The following is a 22,878-nucleotide window of genomic DNA, read 5'->3' as shown; positions in this document are numbered from 1 at the left end:
CGGCGGTCGCGCATGCGCGCGGCCGCTCTCTTTATGCCAATCCGCTTCCGCGTCATATCGAGGAAGCGGACCGCTGAACGCATAGTCGACCGAGCCGATTTCACAGGAACGCACGCGTGGCAACGCTTACATTCAACGCCGTGGGCAAGGCGTACGCCGGTCAGTCGCCGGTATTGCAAAACATCGATCTGAACGTAGCCGACGGTGAATTCGTCGTCCTCGTGGGCCCGTCCGGCTGCGGGAAATCCACGCTGCTGCGCATGGTGGCTGGGCTCGAAAGCGTGACTTCGGGCAAGATCGGCATCGGCCCGCGTATCGTGAACGACCTAGAGCCCAAAGAGCGCGATGTGGCGATGGTCTTTCAGAACTATGCGTTGTATCCGCATATGACGGTCGAGCAGAACATCGCCTATGGCTTAAAGATACGCGGGACGGCGCCGGAAACTATCCGTGAACGAGTGGCCGCGGCGGCGGCCATGCTCGAACTTGCGCCGCTGCTCGGGCGCCGGCCGCGAGAGCTGTCCGGCGGACAGCGGCAACGCGTGGCGATGGGGCGTGCGATGGTACGCGAGCCCGCGCTCTTTCTGTTCGACGAGCCGTTGTCCAATCTCGATGCGAAGCTGCGTGCTCAAATGCGGGTGGAAATTCGCAAGTTGCACGCGCGTCTGGGTACGACGAGTCTTTATGTGACCCATGACCAGGTCGAAGCGATGACGCTCGCACAGCGGGTCGTCGTGCTCAACGGCGGAAGAGTCGAACAGATCGGCACGCCGGCGGAAATTTACGAGCGCCCCGCGAGTACGTTCGTTGCGAGCTTTATGGGCGCCCCGGCGATGAATCTCCTGTCGGGACGGGTCAACGAGGACGGGCGGCATTTCGACATCGCGGGCGGTCCCAGTCTTTCGATCGATGGGCTGCGAACGGCGGGCGCTCCGTTGATCCCGAATCGCGACTATGTGTTGGGCATCCGGCCCGAGCACATTTTGTTCGGCGAACATGCGACGAATGCCGCGCGCGCGGGTGTCACGCTGGCGATCGACATTTGCGAGTTGCTGGGCGCCGACAACCTGGCCCACGGGCGATGGGGCAAGCAAAGCGTGGTCGTGCGGCTGCCGCATCATGTGCGGCCTGAGCCGGGCACCGCGATCACATTGACGGTTCCGCCGTCGAGAATGCATGTGTTCGATACGCAAAGCGGTCGGCGGATCGGATAGTGCCGCGCGTGCTTTTCATACGGCGCGGCGAATAGGTCGCGCTGCCTGGCGTTGGCACGGACGTTGACACAGATGCGTCATGATCGGTCGCCACAATGACCGTTGGTGCGAATTTTAGTTGGGTTTTTGCGGGCATGATTGCACGCGCGTGCAATGCACGAGGCAAGCAAATTTTCGTTTGTAGTCAGACGTCTTTATTCACGGGGATGGTCGAAACTTATGGCTTCTTTGATCAAGCGAACGGGCATGTTCGCGTACTTGCGTACCTTTTCCGTTGCGGCGGCGCTGGCTGTCGTCTCGCATGCGAGTGCGGCGGCGGATCTCGTTATCGCGGGGCGCGACGACATTTATGGCCGCGCGCTTGCGCAAGCGGTCGAAGGCTTCACGGCACAGCATCCCGGCACCGATATCGAGTTGCTGAAGCTGCCGAATAGCGACCTTTATCAAAAGCTCAAACTGTCGATGCGCGAGAAGACGGGCGCGTACGACTTGGTGCTCATGGACGACACGTGGGCGCCCGAGTTCATCGGCAACGATTGGCTGGCGCCGCTGCCCGCGACGCTGGCCGATGCCGACATGATCGATTCCGCCGTTGCACTCGGCCGTGCGCAATCGGGTGGGCTCTACGCATTGCCGATCGTCGGCAACGTGGAGATGTTCGCCTACCGCAAGGACCTGCTCGCGAGCCGGGGCCTTCAGCCGCCGCGCACGTGGGACGACGTGCTGAAGATCGCGCAGACGATCGGCGGTGCGAACAAGGGTGTCTCGGGTGTCGTGTTCAGAGGGGCGAAGGGCAATCCGATCGTCACGGGGTTCCTACCGATTCTCTGGGCGTACGGCGGCGACGTCGTCGATGCGAACGGAAAAGTCACGATCGATTCTCCGCAAGCGCTGGCGGCGCTCAAGACGTTGTTGGCGTTGAAGATGTTTGCGCCGAAGGACGTCGATGTGTACGGTGCGGCCGAAGTGCGCGACGCCTTGCAAAAGGGAACGGCGGCGCAATCGATCGAGGTTTGGCCGGCATGGATTCCGGCGCTGGACGACCCGGCGCAATCGCGCGTTGTCGGCCAGGTCGCTCTACAGGCGCCGCCGGGGCAAGTGAAAGGCCCCGCACCGATGCTGGGCATCTGGCAGATGGGCGTTCCGAAGGACGCGCCCCATGCGAAACTCGCGATGCAATTTCTCGCTTACCTGACGTCGGCGAACGAGCAGACCCAACTGGCCAAAATGGGGATTCCGCCCACGCGCAAGAGCGTGTTTGGGAACGCCGAGCTGGTCAAGCAGTTTCGCTGGTATCCCGATCAACTCAAAGCGCTCGAAGCGGGGCGTGCTCGCCCGCGCGTGAAGAACTGGCAGCAGATCGAGGCGATCTTGGGCGATTCGCTCCAGCTTGCGGTGACCGGTCAGGCCGCACCGGATGCCGCGCTTCGCGGTGCCGCGCAAAAGATCGCGCAGGCGTTGCCGGCTTCGGCGAAGTAACGCGGGCATCAATCCGAACGCCGCTCGACGATGAAATCTTCTCGCCGCTATTTGCCGCTGCTCGTCTTGATGGGCCCCGCGCTGCTCGTATTGGGCGTACTCGCGCTGTATCCACTGGTGCGAGTGATCGTCGATTCGTTTTGCGACGTCGACTACGTGTCGGGGCATCGTGCGCTCGTCGGATTGACGAATTACCGCGCGGTGGTGTCGGACAGTGTGTTCGATACGAGCTTTCTGAACACGCTGCATTTCATGATCGCGGCGTCGGTTGCGGAAGTCGTGCTCGGGCTGGGGCTGGCCTTGCTCTTTGCTCGTTCGTTCGGTGGGCGCAGGATCGCGCTTCCGCTCGCGATCCTGCCGATGATGATGTCGACGCTGGTTTGCTCGTCGATCTGGCGTAGCTGGTTCAACTACAGCGGCTTCCTGAATGCGTTGCTCGGTGTGTTCGGAATCGACGGCGTGCCTTGGTTGTCGGATCCGCACGTCGCGATCTGGTCGCTGATCCTAGTCGACGTATGGCAATGGACGCCCGCCGCGTTTCTGGTCATCCTCGCGGGGTTGCAGTCGATTCCCCATGAGCTGACCGAGGCGGCGCGTACCGACGGCGCAAGCGAGTGGCAATGCCTGCGCGACATCACGCTCCCGCTCGCCGTGCCGCACATCATGCTGGCGATGTTGTTGCGGTCGATCGATACGTTCAAGCTGTTCGACAAGGTCTATGCGCTGACAGGCGGCGGGCCGGGTAACGCAACCGAAACGTTGTCGACCTACATCTACGACGCAGGATTCCGGTTTTTCAACGTTGGGCCCGCCAGCGCGGCATCGGTTTTGATGCTTGCGGCGTGCGCCGTGCTTGTCTCGGGTTACATATGGAAATCGGCCGCGAAACGGCAACTATGACGTTGGCATCGCCGGATACGCGCCAGGGCGGGCGCATTGCGCTCGGCGGATGGCTCCCTGGGCTCATGAGGTTTTGTGCGCTCGCAGGCTTGTTATTGCCTTGCGTATGGATGATCGGCGCGGCGTTCATGCCGACGCTGGAGCGCCTCGATCATCCGCTCGCGCTTTGGCCGTCGGCGCCGACGTTTTCGCATTTCTTGTCGGTTTGGCACAGTGGAATCGGGCGGCAACTGCTCAATTCGGCGCTCGTCGGACTCGGGGCAACGCTGCTTTCGTTGGCGATTGCGTTCCCCGCGGCCTATGCGCTTGTGCGCCTTCGTTTTCCGGCGAGGCTCGATCTAGTGTTTTTGATGTTCGTATTGGCGCTGAAACTCATGCCGCCGATCACGATCGCCGTGCCGCTCTTTTCGCTTGCCAAAGGACTCCATCTGTTGGACTCGGAAGTCGGATTGGTTCTCGTCTATCAGGTCTACACGCTGCCGATGGCCATCTGGATGTTGCTGCCGTTCGTGGGCGAATTGCCGATCGAATGCGAGGAGGCCGCCGGCATAGACGGTGCCAATCTGGCGCAGCGCTTGATACATATTGTCTTGCCGCTCTGCGCGCCCGGGCTTATTGCGGCCGGCATCTTCGTGTTCATCACGGCTTGGAATGAGTTCTTGCTCGCGCTGCTTTTCGTCTCCTCGCCGAGCCGCTTCACGTTGCCGCTCGCCATTGCGGGCTACGTGACGGAAAACGGCGTCGACTGGGGCGATTTGATGAGCGCGGGGTTGATCGCGTCTATTCCCACGCTCGTATTGGCGAGTTACGTGCAGCGATATCTACTGCGCGGATTCAGCGGTGCATTGAAATGAACGGCGAATGAACGGCGCTTGAACCGGCGTCGCTCGATGAGCGACGCCGTCCTATGCGCAACTCTTTCGCACGATGGTTTCGACGGGCACGATGCGCGTGCGCGATTCGCCGGAGAAGGTGCCGATCCGATCGACGAGCAGATCGACGGCCGCGTTCGCCAGTGCCTGCGTATCTTGCCGGATCGTCGTTAACTGATAGTTCTCATAGCTGGAGGCGGGAATGTCGTCGAAACCGATCACGAACACATCGCCCGGTGTCTGCAATCCGTAGTGATGACGTGCCGTATCGATCAGACCGAGCGCGATCAGGTCCGACGAACAGAACACGCCGTCGGGTCGCGGCGAATGCGCAAAAATGGCGTGCGCGGCGGCAACGCCGGATTCGTAGTCGTCGGAGGCGCTGACGTGCGCCCCCAAATAGAGTGCACCGGGAATGTTCGCACGCTTGATCGCCCGCCCGAATGCAGCGCCGCGTTCGCGAGCGCTGTAGCTGGTTTTCGTCGGGCCGACGAAGCTCAACCGTTTAGCCCCGGCGCTCGTCAGCATTCGCACCGCATTCGATGCGCCGGTTACGTTGTCGCTCAAGACGACGTCGGCGCCGGGCAAGTTTGCCGCTCGGTTGATCATCGTCACGGGGATGCGGGACTTCAGGTATTGCCGCGCCAGCGCGACGGGCGGCGACGCCGACGTCATGACCATACCGGCGATGCGATAGCTCAGCAAAACTTCGAGGGAATGTTTGATTTGGCGCGGGTCCTCGGCATTCAACACGAGCGGCGTGAACCCATGACCACTCAGCGAGGTAATGATCTGCGAGAGCAGCTTTGCGCGAAACGGGTTTTCGAACCCCGCGGTCACGACGCCGACCATGCTGCTGCGTTGCATGTTCATCTCGCGCGCGATCATGTTGACTTGATAGCCGAGCGCTTGGGCCGCCTTCATGACGCGTTCGCGGGTTTCGGGCGCGATGCTCGCCGTCGGCGTAAAAGCGCGCGATACGGCGGAGCGCGACACGCCGGCTCGTTGCGCGACGTCCGATGAGGTGACCCAGTGCCTTTGTGGTTTCTCTTTCATGCGCGATGAAAACGAGCGTAGGAATTCGGGCGGTGGACCCGCTGCCGATCGATCGGTGAGCGACATGATACGGCTTAGCGGCGTTCAGTGTGCGGAGTATGCCGCTAAAACCTTTACCGAACATTAACGCCTGACCTGAACTGCCACGCACCGTGCGAAATTCGTTTTTGTCGCGCGACGATGTTTGCGCTTCCCGATTATTTTATGAACGATCTTTTGACTGCATTGCCATTTCCTTCCGCCGACTGGATGTCGTCGATGGACGGGAGCCGAAAACTGCATACCTTCTCCCTGCCGGGGAGCCACGATACCTGCGCCTATACGGTGAACGACTCGCTCGCGCGCACACAAGACGCGACGCTTGAAGCGCAATTGCAGGCCGGAGTCCGCGTCATCGACATTCGCTGCCGTCATGAAAATGACACGTTTGCGATATATCACGCGGGCATTTCGCTCGACATGACGTTCGATCACGTCATCGATATATGCGGCCGATTTCTCGCCGGCCATCCGCGTGAATGCATCGTGATGTCGATTAAAGAGGAGTGGGCGGCTAAAGCGTGCAGCCGATCATTCGTTCAAACGTTCGACGGATACGTCTCGGAAAACGTGGGCGTGCGCTGGCATCTTTCCCCGATCGCGCCCACGCTCGAAGCGGCGCGCGGCTCGATCGTATTGCTGCGCCGCTTCGCAAGCGAGCGGCCGTTGGGTATCGATCTAACTGCTTGGCCCGACAATTCGACTTTCGTCATCGACGACGCGCCCACGCGCTTTGCGATTCAAGACGAGTTTCGCGTGCCGATTCGCGCATCCATCGAGTACAAATGGCGGGCTGTCGAAACGATGCTCGATACGGCGCCGGACGCGATGCCCACGCGCTGGGCGATCAACTTTTGCAGCGGTACGGGTATGAGCGCGCCCCCTCATTGGGTGGCGTTTGGCGATGACGAGGTGGCCGGCATCCATACGCGCCTCGATCGGCGGCTGGCCGCACGCAATCAAGCGTGCGGCACGGTCATGCTCGACTTCTGCGACTGGGCGGATTGGGCGCTCGTTCGCCGGCTAATCGCGTGTAACGTGGAGCGTGCCGCTTAGCTGCCGACGTAACGCGACGGCAGCGCAGGCGCATCGGCCGGAATGGACACGAGCGCCGTGTTGAGCCACGACTGCGGCGAACCGTTCGACTGCGCGTACGCGCCGACGTAAGGCATCATTCGCGTCGTTTGATAAACCTGCGGCGTCCAGCCCGCCGGTGCGAGGAATATCGATGTCGCTCGCTTTTCGCTATAGGGCGATGCACCGAACGTGGAGATATTCCACAGGGTCGATTGATAGGTGGAGTAGTCGGCGTTATGGCGTGAGCCCCCGGCTTGCCATCCTTCCAATTGAATGAACGTGTTGTAGGTGCCCGCGCTCGCCAATGCGTTATTCACGGTCCGTCCATAGAGGAAAGACAGGATGAGACCGCAATTGGCCGGAGCGAAGTCGCTGCCGACGCTAAGGTAGTACCGGCCGGTCGTGTTGAGCACCGAAGCGTAATGGGAGTTGCCGATATCGGTGGATGTCGATAGGCCGCTGGACCCCATGAAGTCGTCGAACGCTTGTACCGATACCCCGGCAGGAATGTCGTTCGTCGCGCTGATGGCGACCAGATGAGAGCCGGCCGCGAAGAGGGTGAGGAAGGCCGATACGCTGTCGGCGATCCAGTTGCCCGACGCGTCGACGAACGGGAATGCCCGATAGCCGCTTAGATAGAAAGTGGCAGGGCTGCTGCCGGCCTGGTAGGCGATTTGCGGCACCCACATCGTGAGCGGGCCGTTGCTCGCGGCGCTCGTGATGTAACGCTTGAGTTGATCGAGCAACTGAGCGTCGTCGCTAGGAACGACGGAGCCCCCTGTGCCATTAATCCAGCGGCTCGTCCATTGTGCGACGAACGAGGCCATCTGATTGCCCGTGAAGTCCGCGGGCGGAACGAATCCGTTCGCGGCAGTGCTTTGATAAGCCGACTGGATGACGTTGGCCGTCCTGATGTTGCTGCCGAACATGCTGTTGGCGAAGTCCTGGCAGTTGTTCCAAGCGTTCGACGCGAGCAGGCCGAGCGGAACGACGACGCCGCCGGCGGCGGTCGTCACGCCGCGATAGAGGTTGATATTCGCCACGGCGGCGTGGCCCGAGTAAGTGGCGGCATCCGCGCCCGCAATATAGCCGGAGGACGGTGACACGCCGACTGTCGTCGCGCCCGAGCCGAACGGATGGACGTAGGAAACGGCGAACGAAGCGTCGCCGCCCGCCAGAGCGAACGACCCGGTGCAATCGGCCGCATTGCTCGATGCGCTCACGGTCATGCTTTGGCCGGGGGCGACTTGTCCCGCGGACGATTGCGGCGTCGAACCGCTTTGGCTTGACGCATTGCCGAACGCCAGCGCCAAATCGGGCAGGCGATCGGTGAGATTGATCGTCATCGAGCGCCCGAAGACCCCAAGACTCGTTGCCATCGTGGTTTGAGCTTTGACGCTCGAAGATGCCGCGACGCTTTCCGTGGCGCCCCCGCCGCATGCGGAGAGCGCGCTGACGACCGGGGAGAGTGCGATTGCGGCGCCGCCTTTGAGGAATTGTCTGCGGGGTGCGGCAGACGGCTGTTTGCTTGACTTGCGAGCCATGTCGATCCTTATTGTTCACTGCGGTTGAAGGACGAGCTGCATTGCATACGTGTGCAACGCTCGACGATTTAATCAGCTTACGGATGCGATGCAACCGTCTTTATGAACGGGTTGTGTTAAAGGATTGCGACACGGGGTGCGATCGTGCGGAAAACGAGCGCGGCGGTGCGCCAATAAAAAACGCACCGATCCCGGCGAGGATCGGTGCGTTGTTCGCGGTCGGGACCGCGAGGCGGATTACTTCGCGACAGGCATCGAGAATTCCGCGCCTTTTTCGGTGCTTTCGGGCCAGCGTTGCATGATCGATTTTTGCTTCGTGTAGAAGCGCACGCCTTCTTCGCCGTAGGCGTGCATGTCGCCGAACAGGCTGCGCTTCCAACCGCCGAAGCCGTGCCAGGCCATCGGCACCGGAATCGGCACGTTGATGCCTACCATCCCCACTTCGATTTGCCGGCCGAACTCGCGCGCCACGTTGCCGTCGCGCGTGAAGCAGGCCACGCCGTTGCCGAATTCGTGATCGTTGATGAGCTGCACGGCTTCGGCGAAGTCCTTCACGCGTACGCAAGCTAGGACGGGCCCGAAGATTTCCTCGCGATAGATCCGCATCTCGGGGGTGACGTGATCGAAGAGCGTCCCGCCCGTGAAAAAGCCGTCCTCGTGACCCGGCACTTTCAGACCGCGGCCATCGACCACGAGCGTCGCGCCTTCCTCGACGCCCGTCGCAACGTAGCCTTCGATGCGCTCGAGCGCTTGTCGCGTGACGATCGGGCCCATCTCGGCGTCGGGCTCCATGCCGTTCTTCACGACGAGCTTGCGTGCGCGCTCGGCCAGGAGCGGTACGATCTTGTCGGCCACCTCGCCCACCAGCACGGCGACGGAAATGGCCATGCAGCGTTCGCCCGCCGAGCCGTAGCCGGCGCCGATCAATGCGTCGACCGTCTGTTCGATGTCGGCGTCCGGCATGACGACCATGTGGTTTTTCGCGCCGCCCAGCGCTTGGACACGCTTTCCGTGCTTAGCGCCCGTTTCATAGATGTAGTTGGCGATGGGCGTGGAGCCGACGAAGCTGACGGCCTTTACGTCGCGGTGCTCGAGCAGCGCATCCACGACGACCTTATCGCCTTGTACGACGTTGAATACGCCGTCCGGCAGGCCCGCTTCCTTGAGCAGCCGTGCCATGAACAGCGATGCCGACGGATCGCGCTCGCTCGGCTTGAGCACGAACGTGCAGCCGGCGGCCAATGCCACGGGGAACATCCAGCAGGGCACCATGCAGGGGAAATTGAACGGCGTGATGCCGGCGACGACGCCGAGCGGTTGACGCACGGTCCAATTGTCCATCCCACGGGACACCTGTTCCGTATAGTCGCCCTTGAGCAACTGGGGAATGCCGGCGGAGAATTCGATGACGTCGATGCCGCGTGCAACCTCGCCCTGCGCATCGGAAAACACCTTGCCGTGCTCGGCGACGATGATGGCCGCGAGTTCGTCTTTGTGTTGATTCATCAGCTCCAGAAAACGGAGCATGATGCGGGCGCGCCGGATCGGCGGCGTGTCGCGCCATGCCGGAAACGCGACTTTGGCGCTCGCGACCGCGGCGTTCACGTCGGCCACTTCCCCGAGTACGAGCCGGCGCGCGATTGCGCCCGTGGCAGGATTGAAGACCGGCTGCGTGCGATCTCCCGCGCCGCGCGCAAGCTCACCGCCAATGAAATGAATCACGTCTGCTGAATCGGTATAGGCCTGCATTGCCGTCTCCTGTCGAGTTAGTTCGTCGGGACTAGTGTACGAACCCGAAGACAGCGTGCACAGTACCTGCCGCTGAAATGATTGTTTTCAAAAACGAACAATCGACGAACGCAAATCTGAAAGATGCGGATGCATGGTGCTACCATCGACCGTGGTTCAAGACATGCGCGGGAATCGAATCGATGGATACGCAAAAAGTTGAGGCGCTTTGGATGCATCTGCATTGGCTGAACGTATTGGCCGCGCAGGGGAGCTTCACGGCTGCCGCCGCTCGGCTCGGCGTCAGCAAGGCGGCGGTGAGCCAGCGCATTGCGGAACTGGAGCGCGCTGCGGGTGTCGTGTTGGTGCAACGCACCACGCGAAGCGTGCGTTTTACGGAAGCAGGCAGGCAACTGGTGGAGGACACGCGTCAGGACTTCGAGCGCATTGCCGCGAGTTTTGCGAGCGTGCGCGAAATGGCCGACGTGGTGCGAGGGACGGTGCGCGTGACGGCGCCGGTCGCATTCGCGCGTCAGCAACTCGTGCCGCGTCTCGCCGAGTTTTCGCGTGCCTATCCGGAGGTGCGTATCGAGCTGGAACTCTCGGATCGTCTAAGCTCGATCGCCAGCGAGGGTTTCGATATGGCGATCCGCCATAGCGCGCATGTGCCCGACACGCATGTGGCTTGGAAGCTATGCGATACGCGCTCGGTGATCGTCGCAACGCATGCCTATCTGAAACTGCGGGGCGTCCCGCAAACGCCGGCGGATCTCGCCAAGCACGACTGTCTGTACTATCCGCGTCCGGTGGGATCGGGTATCTGGTCCTTCGAGAAGGCCGGCAGGCGCACCGAGAAGGCTCGCGTGAACGTCACGATCAACGGCCCGGTTTCGGCGAACAATAGTGAAGCATTGCGCGACGCCGCGCTCGAGCATCTCGGCATCGCGCTTTTGCCGGACTTTACCGCGCAGTCCGCATTGCAAGCGGGTAAGCTTGCGGTCCTGTTGGACAACTGGCGCCCGGTCGGCGCATTCGCGTCGCAATTGCACGTGGTACGCCCGTACGGCATGCAAGTGGCGCGCGCGGTAAAGTGCTTCACCGATTTCTTGCGACAAACGTTTAAGGACGGTTTCCCGCTTGAATGAGTGCAAGACCGGCAGGGAAGCGGGCGATGCAGGTACTCAAAACTTATGCTTCATCCCGACGCCTACGGCCCAGGGGGCGTACCCAGGTTGCACCGAATCGTTGGCGAACACCCCCACTCCCACGGTTCCATTGCGATTGTTCCGATAGTAGAGCGCATCGGCAAAAAGCGTCGTTCGCCGCGATAGGTGATACGCGTAGTTGAGCGAGTAGCTTTGGGTGACCCGGTCTCCTTGCTGAGTCACATGCGCGGTGCCGATATTGACGTCGTACGCGCCTAAAGGAATACCGGCATTGATCTGCCAAGACGAAGCGAACCAGTTATCGCTCGTGCGATGGGCATGGATATAGTTGCCTCCGATTTCGATGCCGTGCCAGCCTTTATAGGCCACGCTGACGAGCTCGGTTTTCCAGCTCGACGATGCGGAAGTTTTGTTGTCTGCGTAATAGCCGTAGTCGTTATAGGCGACGTTGAATTTGAACGGCCCGATCGCGTAACGGACCCGTGTGCCGATCTGGCGACCGGCCAGAGACTGGAAGCCCGCGACATTGGAAAAACCGTACGCGACGTCGGCGCTCAACCCCCTCCAATGCGGCGTCGAATAATAGACCGCGTTCGAAAAGTAGTCGGTGTACGTGTCGTAGCCGAGCACGGTGTCGTACTGGAGCTTGATCGCGGCAAGGCTCGAATCGCCGAAGTCGAGGTTGCGGTCGGAATCCACGTATGCCCAATAGTCGGGCTTGTGCATGCGGCCGAGCTCCAGCCGGCCGAATGCCGGGTTCGATAGTCCGACGTAGGATCCTTTGCTCCACTCGACGCCGTTGGACGGTCCTTTGCCGCTTAGAAGTTTGAACCCCTGCTCCAGAAAGAAGAACGCCACGGTGCCGCCGCCAAGCGACTCCGTTCCTCTCAATCCCCAGTACGAGGTGCCGTTCCACATCTCACGATTTTTTTGCCCGGCATCGGAATTGCCGTACATAAAACCCGTTTCCACTTTGCCGTACAGCAAGAGCGACGAGACGTCGGGCACCCGCTTGCCGGTATTGTTGAAGCTGCCGATGTCGGGGTCTTGCTCGCTAGTCGAGGCGTAAGGGGCATAGTCCGGCGGCGGCGCGCAATGGGCTGTATGCGCGAGCAGACCCGCGGTGCCTGCCGCCAGCAGGCTCCGTCCTGTCTTTGTCATCGATTCGTCTCCTAACTTATGTTCTTTTGGCTGAGCGGCTCGGAAGCGGCCGCAGCGCGTTATTCATGGCCGACGAGACAGTCGGGCGCCAACGATCGACGCGCGATGCTCATGAAGCGATCGAGCCGGCAGGCATTGCCATGGGCGGAATCCGCGCATTCTGGAATCGCCAAAGCGTGCCGCGACGGAGGATCGGCGAGCGTTAGGGGCTTCATCTCGCGCAACTGCGAAAGCGATTGATAAACGAGCTCGACAGTCACGAAGTCGGCATGAGCGAGCTTGTCTCGCCATAGCGAGAAAACGAGCGCACCGCCCGGCGGCGTATCGTCAGGCTGGTCGGGCAACGTCCAATCGAGCCCCAGCATGCCGGCCAGGTTGGCGAGATTCGTGTCGTGCGCCGCGAGCACGTACACGCGGCTGCTTGCCGGTGCATGCGTCGCGAACGCCGGCGTGCCCGTGGCGGACTGCGTGAGCGCGCCAAGGATGTCGGCCATGAGCGGCGTGCCTTTGCGCGTCGCAAGGTAAGGCGTTTTTGCCATCAGGTCGAACTGGGCATTGTGCGCCGCGAGTAGGCGCGCCCAGTCGTCGCGGTCGTGGATGGCGCCCCATGCGACGTTTTCGGGCGCCATTCCTTGGGCATACTCGAGCAAGAACACTTCAGAGACCGTGGAGGCGATGCCGAGCGGACCGTCGAGACGAAGGTGGCGGCCCGTAGCGTCGATTTGCACGCGATTGGCGAGCGTCGAGAAGCGGCACTCGGCCCCCGGCTTATCGTGCTCGCAGTATGGGCTCCTGCTGAAATCGAGCACCTTCTCCATCTGTTCGAGCGAGGCCCTGTAGCGATCGGTGACGGTATCGAGCCCCTCGCCGTCGAGCCTTGCGTCGATTGCCGCGCGGGCGGTGGCGGGGTCGAGCTTGCATTGCCCCGACTCCGTCGCGTGAAAGACGGGATCGTCTTGATCGAGTGCTTGTTGATGAGACGCGCGCAGCGTGCAACCCGGCGCGATCCCTTCGAGCAAGGCGTCCCCGGTTAGGCGCGTGCGTTGGTCGACGTCGGCCCAAGCGGCGACTTGGTTCGGCGCAGGGCAGGCACCTGCCGGCAGTACCTGCTCCTGCCTAAGCCATGCTCCGTAATAACCGCCCATCTGACCGATCAAGCTCGCGCCGCGCGCAGTCAGCTCGCCGGGCTGCACGGGCCACGTCGGCCAATCCTTGTGCGTCAGCATTGCCAACGGCGGTTTCGTTTTCGTGGGAGAACGCACGCCGTGGCGGCTGACGATGACCACCGACTCCAATTGCCAATCGGGCCGGGAAGCGACTTCGTGAGCGGTTGCGGGCGCCGTTTCGGCCCATGTCGAATGAGGGGCGCACGATGCGCCCGCAACGAGGGCTAAAAAGCCCAGCAAACGGATCGACCCTAAGCGGGGCCCCGGCGGCTGTGTCGTCATTTTTTGCACTCGATTGCAATGATGTTTAAACATAAGGAATGTTCAGAACTTTACCGTTATGCCCAAGATGACGGCCACCTGGTTGTTGGTGGAGGAGGGGGTGGAGTTTTGCGAGTCGCCGGCGAGCGCGGCGGCGTCGATGATTTGGCCGGATCCTTTTGCCCCAAGCGTCCGGCCGTTCGTGTGCGTATAGGCTTGCAACGCATACAGCGTGGTCCTCTTGGAAAGGTTGTAGGCCTCTTTGAGCGAGACTTGGTGGTAACGTGCGGCCGAGCTGATTCCGTTGGCTTTGGATGCGAGCGTGTACGAGTAGCCGGCGCCCATGGAAAATGCCGGCGTGAAATTGTAGACGGCTAGGCCGCTATAGGTATTGAAGATCGCCGTGTCGGTGAATAGCGAACGTGCGCCGGGGGCGTATCGAACGTTCGAGTAATTGAGTCCAAGCACGAGATCGCCGATCGTATAGTTTCCCGCGACGGCAACGTGCTGGATGCTGCGCGCCGAAACGTATCCTGCATTGACGGCGGAAGTGGGGATGCTGGCCGTGGATGCGCTGTCGAAGCCGCTCGCAAGCTCGGTGTTATACATCTTGAGGTAGCCGGCTGCGATGCCGATCGGCCCCGCCGCATAGCGCACCGCCGCGCTGATCGATTGACCGCGCTCGACGCTGCCCGGAATGCCGCCGACGCCGTATTGGGCCGAGGCGGTTACGCCGGCGATGGTCGGCGTGACATACGAAACCGAGTTGTTGATGCGAAAGCTGCTGTCGAGTCCGTCGATGTCGCCGGGATGCGCGGCGGTCGCCCCGGTGAGCCAGTTGCTCCCGGTGTACGGGCCGAGAAACAGGTAGTACGGCGTGTATTGCCGCCCGAGCGTCAAGGCGCCGGCTCGCTCGCTCTTGAGGCCGACGAATGCTTGGCGATTGAACAGCAGTCCCGACGTCGAGCTTGCCCCGGTATTCAAATCGAAGCCGGCTTCGAGTTGAAAGAGCGCCTTGAGGCCACCGCCCAAATCCTCCGTACCGAGCAAGCCGAACTTCGACGTCGCGAGGTTGCCGGCCCGCATGTAAGTGCGCGAGGCACCCTGCGAATTGTTGACGTAGGCGATGCCGTCGTCGGCGACGCCATAGAGAGTGACCGAGCTTTGCGCGAGCGCCGCTTGTGCGCCCAGCAAGGAAAGACCGGAGATGAGCCAGCGCAGAGCTGGTTGGGTGCGGCAAGGGCGCACCGGGCGATGCATCGACATACGACGTCTCCATTGTTTTAAAGCGCGGCACTGTGGCCGCGTTTGCCTCCGATCATTCGAGCGGAGGCTGTCACGGTGCGATCCGAAGGATTTGCACACGAGTGCAATCATCCTGCAAGTCCGGCAGCCTTTCAACGGGTAGGGCAGCTCTTTTAGATCGGCAATTACCCGAATGCTTGAGCCGGCCGTGAGCCGAAACGGCGCCAAAAATGAACACGAGTGCGAAGTTCGTACCTTTTGATAAGCTATCGCCCAAACCACAGTGGCGGCACGAAGGTACGCAACGACATGAACGAGAAGGAAAAGGATAAAAGTTGGGCGACGGCCGAGGATGTGGCGCGCCTTGCCGGCGTATCGAGGTCGGCCGTATCGCGGGCTTTTACGCCCGGAGCGAGCGTATCGACCAAGACCCGCGAACGGATCATGCGGGCCGCCCAAGAGTTGGGCTACCAAGTCGACTACAACGCCCGCAACATGATTCAAGGCCGCAGTAGCTTCGTCGGCGTAGTCACGTCGGGCCTCGACAATCCGTTTCGCGTCAAGCTGCTTGCGCCGATTGCGCACTATCTCGGCGAACACGGCTTCTTGCCGATTCTCATGAACGCCGACGATAGCGATCAGATCGCCCATTCGCTGCAAATCTTGCTGAGCTATCGAATCGCCGGGGTCATCATGACGTCGGGTGCGCCGCCGCTCGCGCTGGCGCGCGAGTATCTGAATCGGCGCGTGCCGGTGGCCATGGTCAACCGGGCGGCCGAACTGGACGGCGCGGATGTCGTCAATAGCGACAACGAAGCGGGCGGACGACTGGCGGCTCAGCGGCTCATCGAGGCGGGCGCGAAGCGTTTCGCCTTCGTCGGGCCGCACTTGTCGAATTTCAGCGGTAAATCGCGCTGCGACGCGTTCGTCGCCGCGTTGAAAGGCTTGCACGGTAAGCGCGGCGAGGCCGAAATTCTCAACACGCCCAACGACAGCTATGAGAGCGGTCAGCAGGCGGCCAACCAACTGTTGAATCGGGCGCGCGGCGTGCCCGACGGCGTCTTTTGCGCGACCGATATGATCGCGCTCGGCTTCATGGACGCCGCTCGCCATCGATTCGGGCGGCGCGTGCCCGAAGACTTGCGCATCGTCGGTTTCGACGATATCCCGCACGCCAGCCTCGACAGCTATCGACTCACCACGGTCGCCCAGAATGTCCAGGAACTCGCACGCCAAACCGTGCAGGTGCTCGTCGAACGCATGGCGGATTTTCACATGCCCGCTCGGATGCGATCCGTGCCGGTCGCGTTGATCGAACGCGAAAGCGCCGGCGTCCTGTCCGGGTAAGACCTTACGTTTTTTGGGGTACTCGTCGAAGATTTCCTTCGAGCCGTTGTTGAATCCGGTCTCAGTTGATGCTAAATTGCACTCGTGTGCAAAACGAAACGAAGCTGGTCGAATTCGGGCACGCAGGGCACCCTGGCCCGACCGGGGTAGAGTCGTTGTGCCGTGTTGGACGCAGCGACCGCGCTACTCAATAAATGGAGACAATCGGATGAAACCGCTCTTGCGACGCACCGTCGCCGTGCTTTTCGCTTTCGGAACGATCTCGGCGGCGCATGCCGCCGGGAAACTCAACGTGCTGTGTTCCGCGGACTTGGAATGGTGTCAGTTGATGAAGACGCGCTTCGAGAAAGAAAGCGGAGTAGACGTTTCGATGATCCGCAAGAGCGCCGGCGAAAGCTTCGCGCAGATCCAGGCGCAGGCAAAGAACCCGCAGGTAGACGTCTGGTGGGCGGGGTCGGGCGATGCCCATTTGCAGGCGGCGTTCGAAAATCTCACGCAACCGTATCAGTCGCCCGCACTCTCGCAACTGCAACCTTGGGCGCAGACGTTCGCCAAAGTGGCGCAATATCGATCGGTCGGCATCTATCAGGGCGTGCTCGGAATCGGCTATAACGAGGCCGAGATCAAGGGGCGCAAGTTGCCCGCGCCGAAGTGTTGGAAGGATTTGCTCAATCCCGCATACAAAGGGGAGATTCAGATTGCCAACCCCAATTCGTCGGGCACGTCGTACGTCGCGCTCGCCACGCTGGTCCAACTGTTCGGCGAGGACGACGCGTTCAAATATCTGCGCGCGCTGAACGCGAATATCAGTCAATACACCGATACGGGCGTTGCGCCCGGCGAAGCGGCATCCCGAGGCGAATCGACGATCGCGATCGAGTTCATGCACGATTTGATCAAGCAGAAGGTGGCGGGTTTTCCGATCGCCGTTGGGCCGGCGTGCGAAGGTACGGGCTATGAGATCGGCGGCATGAGTATCGTGGCCGGCGCGAAGAATCTGCCGGAGGCCAAGCGTTTTTACGATTTCGCGCTGCACGCCGATACGCAGAGCGCGGCGATAGAGGCGAAGGCGTATCAGATTCCTTCGAACGTATCGGCGAAGGTTCCGCCGCAGGCGCCGAACCTGGCTTCGATCAAGCTCATCGATTACGACTTCGCCAAATACGGCTCGCCGCAGGTGCGCAAGCATTTGTTGCAGCGTTGGACGTCGGAAATCTATTCCCACGGCAACTGATTGGCGACGATGAAAAAGATCTTGTCGATGTGGCTGGCGGCCGGCGCGTTCGCTTTAGCGGCGTTGCCGTGGTACCAGCAAGACGGCGGCGTGTTTGCGCTGCGTTGGTTGACACCGTCGGTCTTGGGTACGCGGGCCGGCGCGCCTGCCTTGGCGCAGGCTTGGCGCTGGGGGTTGGAGCCGGTATGGGTCATGCTGGCGGCGCTCGCGCTGCTTGCGCTGAGCTTGGCATCCGCTACCGCGCGGCGCTCGCTCGGTTTGCGCTGGATCGCACTCGGCGGCCTGGGTCTTGGCGCGCTGGCTTGGGCTGCATGGGGCCAGGGCGGCAATCTTCCTACCGGGCTCGGTGCCGGCGCGCTCGTCGCGGCGACGGTGTTCGTCGTCGTCGTAACGAGCGGTGCGGCCTTGATGGGTGCTTGCCGCGGCGATCTGTTCGTGACCGGTGCCATCGGTATCGTCGTCGCCTTGATCGGCATTTTCGTGTTTTGGCCGGTCGGCAATATCTTGCTCGATGCGTTCCGCGACACGGACGGTGCGTTCTCGCTGCCCGCCGTCTTGCCGCGTATCGCCTCGCGCAGCGTCTGGGGGCTCGGCTGTCTATCGGGAGGACGCAGCTGCGGCGTCGCATGGAATACGGCGGCGCTGGCGCTCGCGAGCGCGGCGGGATCCGTCACGCTCGGCGTCGTCTTCGCGCTGCTTGCGACGCGCACGCGTTCGCGAGCCGTGAAGTTGCTGCGCAGCCTGGCCGTGTTGCCGATCATCACGCCGCCGTTCGTGCTCGGTCTCGCGCTGATCCTGCTGCTCGGCCGCAACGGCGTGCTCACGCTTTTCGTCGCGGACATCCTCGGCGTGGCGCCTGGCCGCTGGCTGTACGGAATGCCCGGCGTATGGCTCTCGCAATTGCTCGCCTTCACGCCGATTGCGTTTATGACGCTCGTCGGTGTCGTGGAAGGCGTAGGGCCGTCGCTCGAAGAGGCGTCGCAAACGCTCGGCGCGTCGCGCTGGCAGACCTTCGTCACGGTCTCTCTGCCGCTCATGCGACCGGGGCTGGCCAATGCGTTCCTGCTCTGTTTTATCGAAAGCATGGCCGATTTCGGCAACCCGATCGTGCTGGGCGGCAACTTTCACGTGCTGTCGACGGAAATCTATTTCTCGGTGGTGGGCGCTCAAAACGATCCCGGCCGCGCCGCGGGTCTCGGGCTCGTGCTCCTCGCGTTCGCCCTCGGCGCGTTTCTCTTGCAGAATCTCTGGCTCGGCCGCAAGTCGTACGTGACCGTATCCGGCAAGGCGGACAGCGGTGCGCATGCCCCGCTCGATTCGCGCTTTCAAGCGCTGTTGTGGTGCGTGGCCGCGCCGTGGTTCGTCTTCACCGTGGTCGTGTACGTCATGATGCTGCTGGGTGGCTTCATCAAGATCTGGGGCGTGGACAACAGCCTAACGTTCGCGCATTACCTCGATGCGTTCGCGGTGCACGGCGATGCCGGCGGTTTGCACTGGCAGGGCCAAGCGTGGCCGTCGTTCTTCACGACGCTCGCGATCGCGGCGATCGCCACGCCGCTCACGTCGCTCGTCGGCATGCTCGCGGCCTGGCTGCTCATTCGTCAACGCTTCGCGGGCAAGCGCCTCTTCGAATTCGGAACGCTACTGAGCTTCGCGATTCCCGGCACCGTCATCGGCATCGCTTATTTGCTCACGTTCAACGCGGGGCCGATCGAGTTGACAGGGACGGGCGCGATCCTCGTGCTGTGCTTCGTATTTCGCAATATGCCCATGGGGTTGCGAAGCGGCATTGCCGCGATGCGCCAGCTCGACGCGAGTCTCGACGAAGCGTCGATCATGCTGCGTGCGAGCAGCTTCACGACGATCCGCCGCGTGATCTTGCCGTTGTTGCGGCCCGCGCTGGCGTCGGCGCTCGTCTATAGCTTCGTGCGCTCCATTACATCGGTCAGCGCCGTCATCTTTCTCGTGAGCGCCAATTACGACATGGCGACCTCCTACATCATCGGCCTCGTGTCGAACGGCAACTATGGCACGGCGATCGCGTATGCGAGCGTGCTCGTGGTGGTCATGCTCATGATGATTCTTCTGGTGCAGCGTTTCGTCGGCGTGCGCCGGCTGCGAGCCCAGACGCGTGTACAGACCGTGGGCAAGCGCCGCGCGGTATTGAAGGGGAAAACAGCATGAACAACGGGCAAAAGCGGGGCGCGCTCGCATTCGAGCGCGTCACGAAGCGGTACGGCAAGAGCGTTGCCGTCGACGACATCACATTCTCGATCGAACCGAAGACGATGGTGACGCTGCTCGGGCCGAGCGGCTGCGGTAAGACCACGACGCTGCGCATGATCGCGGGGCTGGAGCGCGTCGACGAGGGCCGCATTCGGATCGGCGGCCGCGACGTGACCGACCTCTCGGCGGCCGAGCGCGATGTGAGCATGGTCTTCCAGTCGTATGCGCTGTTTCCTCATATGAGCGTATTGGAAAACGTCGCCTACGGGCTGACCGTCGCGCGCCAGCCGAAGAAGCAGGCGCACGAGCGCGCCCACGACGCGTTGGCGCTAGTGGGCCTGGCGGAACTCGCGGCGCGTTCGCCGAGCGAGCTTTCGGGCGGACAGCAGCAACGCGTGGCGGTTGCACGCGCACTCGTGCTGCAACCGGAAATCCTCCTGCTCGACGAACCGCTGTCGAACCTGGACGCGAAGATGCGCACGCGAGTCCGCGATGAGATCCGCGACTTGCAAGTGAAGCTCGGACTCACCGCGGTCTACGTTACGCACGATCAAGAGGAAGCGCTGGCGATTTCCGACCAAATCGTCGTGATGAACCGGAAGAAGATTGCGCAGCAGGGTACCCCGCGCGAGATCTTCGAGGCCCCCGCGGACGAGTTCGTCGCCGACTTCATCGGCAATGCCAACGTGGTCGACGGGGAAATCCGCGTGGCCGACGGGAAGACGGCACGCTGCGCGGTCAGCGGCGAGCAGATCGATCTTCCCTACGGCGGAACGCGTACCGGCGCGGTGCGTATCGCCATGCGTCCCGAGGCAATCGAGTTGTCGCCGTACGAGCACGGCAGCTTGGTGACCGGCGAAGTCAGCCGCGCGATCTATCTAGGCAGGGAAATGCAATACACCGTTCAAACCCAACTCGGAGAGCTTTTTGTGGTCTGTCATCGACTCGATCAAATTTTCCCTCGGGGCGCGCAAGTCGCGCTGCGGTTCAAAGCGCATGGCGCTGCTATCGTCGGAGCGCACGCATGAGCGAGCCGGCAGCGAAAATCGAACTTGACGAGCGCTATACGCTCGCATGCACGCTTGCGCGAGAGGCTGGGCAGCGCGCGATGGCAATGTGGCGCAATCGCGATGCCCTTAAGGTCGAACACAAGGGACTTCAGGACGTCGTCAGCGCGGCCGACCGAGAAGTCGAGACGATCGTGCGCGCGGCGGTGAAAGCGGCTTTTCCGGCGGACGCGTTTTTAGGCGAGGAAACAGCCGGGGAAGCGGGCGAGGGGATCGCGCAGGAGCGTGTGGTTTGGGTCGTCGATCCGATCGACGGCACGAGCTGCTTCCTGAACGGCATGCATGCTTGGTGCGTATCGATAGGTGTCCTGATCGACGGCGAGCCGGCGATCGGCGCCGTCTACGATCCGAATAGCGACGAATTATTCCATGCTGCGCGAGGTCGCGGTGCGTGGGTGAATTCGTCGCCGATGCGGACAAGCGATGCGTCTTCGGTGCGTGACGGCGTACTCGGCGTCGGTTTCTCGCACCGCGTCAAAACCGACGCTTTCGTGCCGTTTCTCGAGCGGCTTCTGACGCAAGGCGGCATGTTCGTTCGAAACGGTTCCGGCGCACTTATGATTGCTTATGTGGCTGCCGGCCGGCTAATCGGCTATTACGAGCCTCACATCAATTCATGGGATTGCTTGGCCGGCCTCGTACTCGTGCGCGAGGCAGGCGGTACCGTCAACGACTTTCTCGCTCGACGCGGGTTGCTGAACGGCAACCCCGTGATCGTCGCGGGCCAGGGCTTGTATCCGAAACTGGTCGGGTTGATCGACGGGACGTGTTGCACGCAGTAAGCGCTGCCGGCGCTGCAACCTGCGCGCCGCTTGGCTTACCGCCCCTGCGTCTCGAGGCAAGCGGTGCGGCTCAATTGCGTGGCCCGGCGATCGGTGCCGCGCTGCGCGAGACACGCGATCGCCCAGACAGCGAGCCCGCCGAGTGCCAGCAGCGCGCCGACCCAGCCCGGCGAGGTCCAACCGAATCCGCCCGCGATCGCGAGACCGCCGAGGAACGGGCCGAGGGCATTGGCCGTATTGAACGCCGAGTGGTTGAGCGCCGCGGCAAGCCCTTGCGCATCTTCGGCGACGTCCATCAAACGCGTCTGCAACACGGTACCGAGCGCGCCGCCCACGCCGATCAAGAAGACATCCACCGTGATCGTCCAGACGTTCGGCGCAGCCAGCGGGAAGGCGAGCAGGGTCAATGCGCTCCATACGAGCAAGAGCCCGGCCGTGCGCATCACGGCGCGGTCGGCGAACATCGGCACGACGAGGTTGCCGATCGTCATGCCGATGCCGAAGACGCTAAGTACGAGCGAGGCGGTGCCCACCGAGGCGTGCGTGACCGACGCGAGCGTGTTGGCGAGATAGGTATAGACCGCGAACAATCCGCCGAAACCGATCGCGCCGATCCCCAGCGTGTACCAGACCTGCGTGCGCTTGAGTGCGCTCAGTTCGCGCAGCGGGCTTGCGCCGATCGCCGCCGGTGTCGACGGTGCCCATAGGCGTACGCAAGTCATGGTGAGGGCGCCCATGAACGCGGAGAAGCCGAAGCTCCAACGCCAGCCGATCGCATGGCCGAGCCAATTCGCGAACGGAACGCCGACGATCGTCGCGACGGTCAGGCCGAGGAACATGCGGCCCACGGCGACGGTGCGGCGATTTTCGGGCACGAGCGAGGTCGCGACGAGCGCGGCCACGCCGAAATAGGCGCCGTGCGGCAAGCCGCTGATAAAGCGGAAGACGAGCATCCAGTGATAGTTGGGCGCGAGCGCGCTCAACGTGTTGCCCACGGCGAAGAGCGCCATTAGTGCGATGAGCAAGTCGCGGCGATCGAGCCGCGCACCGAGTACGGCCAGTGCCGGGGCACCTACGACCACGCCTAGCGCATAAGCGCTGATCACGTGACCGGCGACGGGAGCACTGATGCCGAGCCCGTGGGCAAATAGGGGCAGGACGCTCATGGTGGCGAATTCGGTCGTGCCGATCGCGAACCCGCCGACCGCTAGGGCCAGGAGGACCCAGGCCGTCTTGCTCTTTGCTGCTTCAATCTGGTGCATTGCCGACTGCCGTGATCAAGTGGGGTTTACGCGCAAAGCAGCCATTCTAGTG

At 62.2% G+C, this 22,878-nt stretch carries 18 protein-coding genes; 11 read left to right on the top strand and 7 right to left on the bottom strand.

Annotated elements, in window-relative coordinates:
- Positions 1–116 precede the first annotated feature (116 nt).
- From AB1286_RS29605 to AB1286_RS29590, 4 genes are all read left to right on the top strand, one after another.
- Positions 117–1,214 carry a sn-glycerol-3-phosphate import ATP-binding protein UgpC gene (locus AB1286_RS29605; protein ID WP_430366754.1) on the top strand — a complete coding sequence of 366 codons (1,098 nt, stop codon included), beginning with the start codon at positions 117–119 and terminating at the stop codon, positions 1,212–1,214.
- A gap of 219 nt (positions 1,215–1,433) precedes the next feature.
- Complete coding sequence (locus tag AB1286_RS29600; RefSeq protein ID WP_430366753.1) at positions 1,434–2,693, top strand: ABC transporter substrate-binding protein; 1,260 nt, start codon at positions 1,434–1,436, stop codon at positions 2,691–2,693.
- A 30-nt stretch (positions 2,694–2,723) separates the two neighbouring features.
- Positions 2,724–3,593, top strand: a complete 870-nt coding sequence (locus AB1286_RS29595; protein WP_430366752.1) for a carbohydrate ABC transporter permease — start codon at positions 2,724–2,726, stop codon at positions 3,591–3,593.
- Positions 3,590–4,447, top strand: coding sequence for a carbohydrate ABC transporter permease (locus AB1286_RS29590; protein WP_430366751.1), 858 nt, complete (start codon positions 3,590–3,592; stop codon positions 4,445–4,447). Before AB1286_RS29595 ends, AB1286_RS29590 begins: the two co-directional genes overlap by 4 nt.
- A gap of 51 nt (positions 4,448–4,498) precedes the next feature.
- Here AB1286_RS29590 and AB1286_RS29585 read toward each other — a convergent pair whose 3' ends face one another.
- Entirely contained in the window at positions 4,499–5,521 is a 1,023-nt protein-coding gene (locus tag AB1286_RS29585) for a LacI family DNA-binding transcriptional regulator (protein WP_430366750.1), read from the bottom strand.
- Between the two features lie 204 nt (positions 5,522–5,725).
- Here AB1286_RS29585 and AB1286_RS29580 point away from each other — a divergent pair, with 204 nt between their 5' ends.
- A complete protein-coding gene (locus AB1286_RS29580) occupies positions 5,726–6,616 on the top strand; it encodes a phosphatidylinositol-specific phospholipase C (RefSeq protein WP_430366749.1) in 891 nt (296 codons plus the stop codon).
- On the opposite strand, the gene AB1286_RS29575 is transcribed toward AB1286_RS29580, so the two are convergent.
- Both AB1286_RS29575 and AB1286_RS29570 read right to left on the bottom strand, forming a co-directional pair.
- A complete protein-coding gene (locus AB1286_RS29575; protein ID WP_430366748.1) occupies positions 6,613–8,181 on the bottom strand; it encodes a hypothetical protein in 1,569 nt (522 codons plus the stop codon). The genes AB1286_RS29580 and AB1286_RS29575 overlap by 4 nt on opposite strands.
- A 237-nt stretch (positions 8,182–8,418) precedes the next feature.
- A complete protein-coding gene (locus AB1286_RS29570) occupies positions 8,419–9,930 on the bottom strand; it encodes a CoA-acylating methylmalonate-semialdehyde dehydrogenase (RefSeq protein ID WP_430366747.1) in 1,512 nt (503 codons plus the stop codon).
- A gap of 182 nt (positions 9,931–10,112) precedes the next feature.
- Here AB1286_RS29570 and AB1286_RS29565 point away from each other — a divergent pair, with 182 nt between their 5' ends.
- Positions 10,113–11,054, top strand: coding sequence for a LysR family transcriptional regulator (locus tag AB1286_RS29565; RefSeq protein ID WP_430366746.1), 942 nt, complete (start codon positions 10,113–10,115; stop codon positions 11,052–11,054).
- A gap of 36 nt (positions 11,055–11,090) precedes the next feature.
- Here AB1286_RS29565 and AB1286_RS29560 read toward each other — a convergent pair whose 3' ends face one another.
- The 3 genes from AB1286_RS29560 to AB1286_RS29550 are packed head-to-tail and all read right to left on the bottom strand — an operon-like array spanning position 11,091 to position 14,929.
- On the bottom strand, positions 11,091–12,236 hold the full coding sequence (locus AB1286_RS29560; protein ID WP_430366745.1) for a porin: 1,146 nt from the start codon (positions 12,234–12,236) through the stop codon (positions 11,091–11,093).
- 59 nt (positions 12,237–12,295) lie between these two features.
- Complete coding sequence (locus tag AB1286_RS29555) at positions 12,296–13,684, bottom strand: histidine-type phosphatase (protein WP_430366744.1); 1,389 nt, start codon at positions 13,682–13,684, stop codon at positions 12,296–12,298.
- A gap of 42 nt (positions 13,685–13,726) precedes the next feature.
- A complete protein-coding gene (locus AB1286_RS29550; protein WP_430366743.1) occupies positions 13,727–14,929 on the bottom strand; it encodes a porin in 1,203 nt (400 codons plus the stop codon).
- Between the two features lie 288 nt (positions 14,930–15,217).
- Between AB1286_RS29550 and AB1286_RS29545 the strand changes: the two genes are divergently transcribed.
- The 5 genes from AB1286_RS29545 (at position 15,218) to AB1286_RS29525 (ending at position 21,564) form a co-directional block, all read left to right on the top strand.
- The gene (locus tag AB1286_RS29545) at positions 15,218–16,255 is read left to right on the top strand and encodes a LacI family DNA-binding transcriptional regulator (protein WP_430366742.1); all 1,038 of its coding nucleotides are present in this window, start codon (positions 15,218–15,220) and stop codon (positions 16,253–16,255) included.
- A gap of 208 nt (positions 16,256–16,463) precedes the next feature.
- The gene (locus AB1286_RS29540) at positions 16,464–17,489 is read left to right on the top strand and encodes an ABC transporter substrate-binding protein (RefSeq protein WP_430366741.1); all 1,026 of its coding nucleotides are present in this window, start codon (positions 16,464–16,466) and stop codon (positions 17,487–17,489) included.
- Positions 17,490–17,498: 9 nt separating this feature from the next.
- Positions 17,499–19,673, top strand: a complete 2,175-nt coding sequence (locus AB1286_RS29535) for an ABC transporter permease (RefSeq protein WP_430366740.1) — start codon at positions 17,499–17,501, stop codon at positions 19,671–19,673.
- A complete protein-coding gene (locus AB1286_RS29530) occupies positions 19,670–20,743 on the top strand; it encodes an ABC transporter ATP-binding protein (protein ID WP_430366739.1) in 1,074 nt (357 codons plus the stop codon). Before AB1286_RS29535 ends, AB1286_RS29530 begins: the two co-directional genes overlap by 4 nt.
- Complete coding sequence (locus AB1286_RS29525; RefSeq protein ID WP_430366738.1) at positions 20,740–21,564, top strand: inositol monophosphatase family protein; 825 nt, start codon at positions 20,740–20,742, stop codon at positions 21,562–21,564. Before AB1286_RS29530 ends, AB1286_RS29525 begins: the two co-directional genes overlap by 4 nt.
- A gap of 35 nt (positions 21,565–21,599) precedes the next feature.
- Here the strand turns inward: AB1286_RS29525 and AB1286_RS29520 are convergent, their stop codons facing one another.
- Complete coding sequence (locus tag AB1286_RS29520; RefSeq protein ID WP_430366737.1) at positions 21,600–22,826, bottom strand: MFS transporter; 1,227 nt, start codon at positions 22,824–22,826, stop codon at positions 21,600–21,602.
- Positions 22,827–22,878 lie beyond the last annotated feature (52 nt).

The sequence above is a fragment of the Trinickia sp. NRRL B-1857 genome (assembly GCF_050470685.1).
In the GTDB taxonomy this organism is placed as follows: Bacteria; Pseudomonadota; Gammaproteobacteria; order Burkholderiales; family Burkholderiaceae; genus Trinickia.
This window is presented reverse-complemented; position numbering and strand designations above follow the sequence as displayed.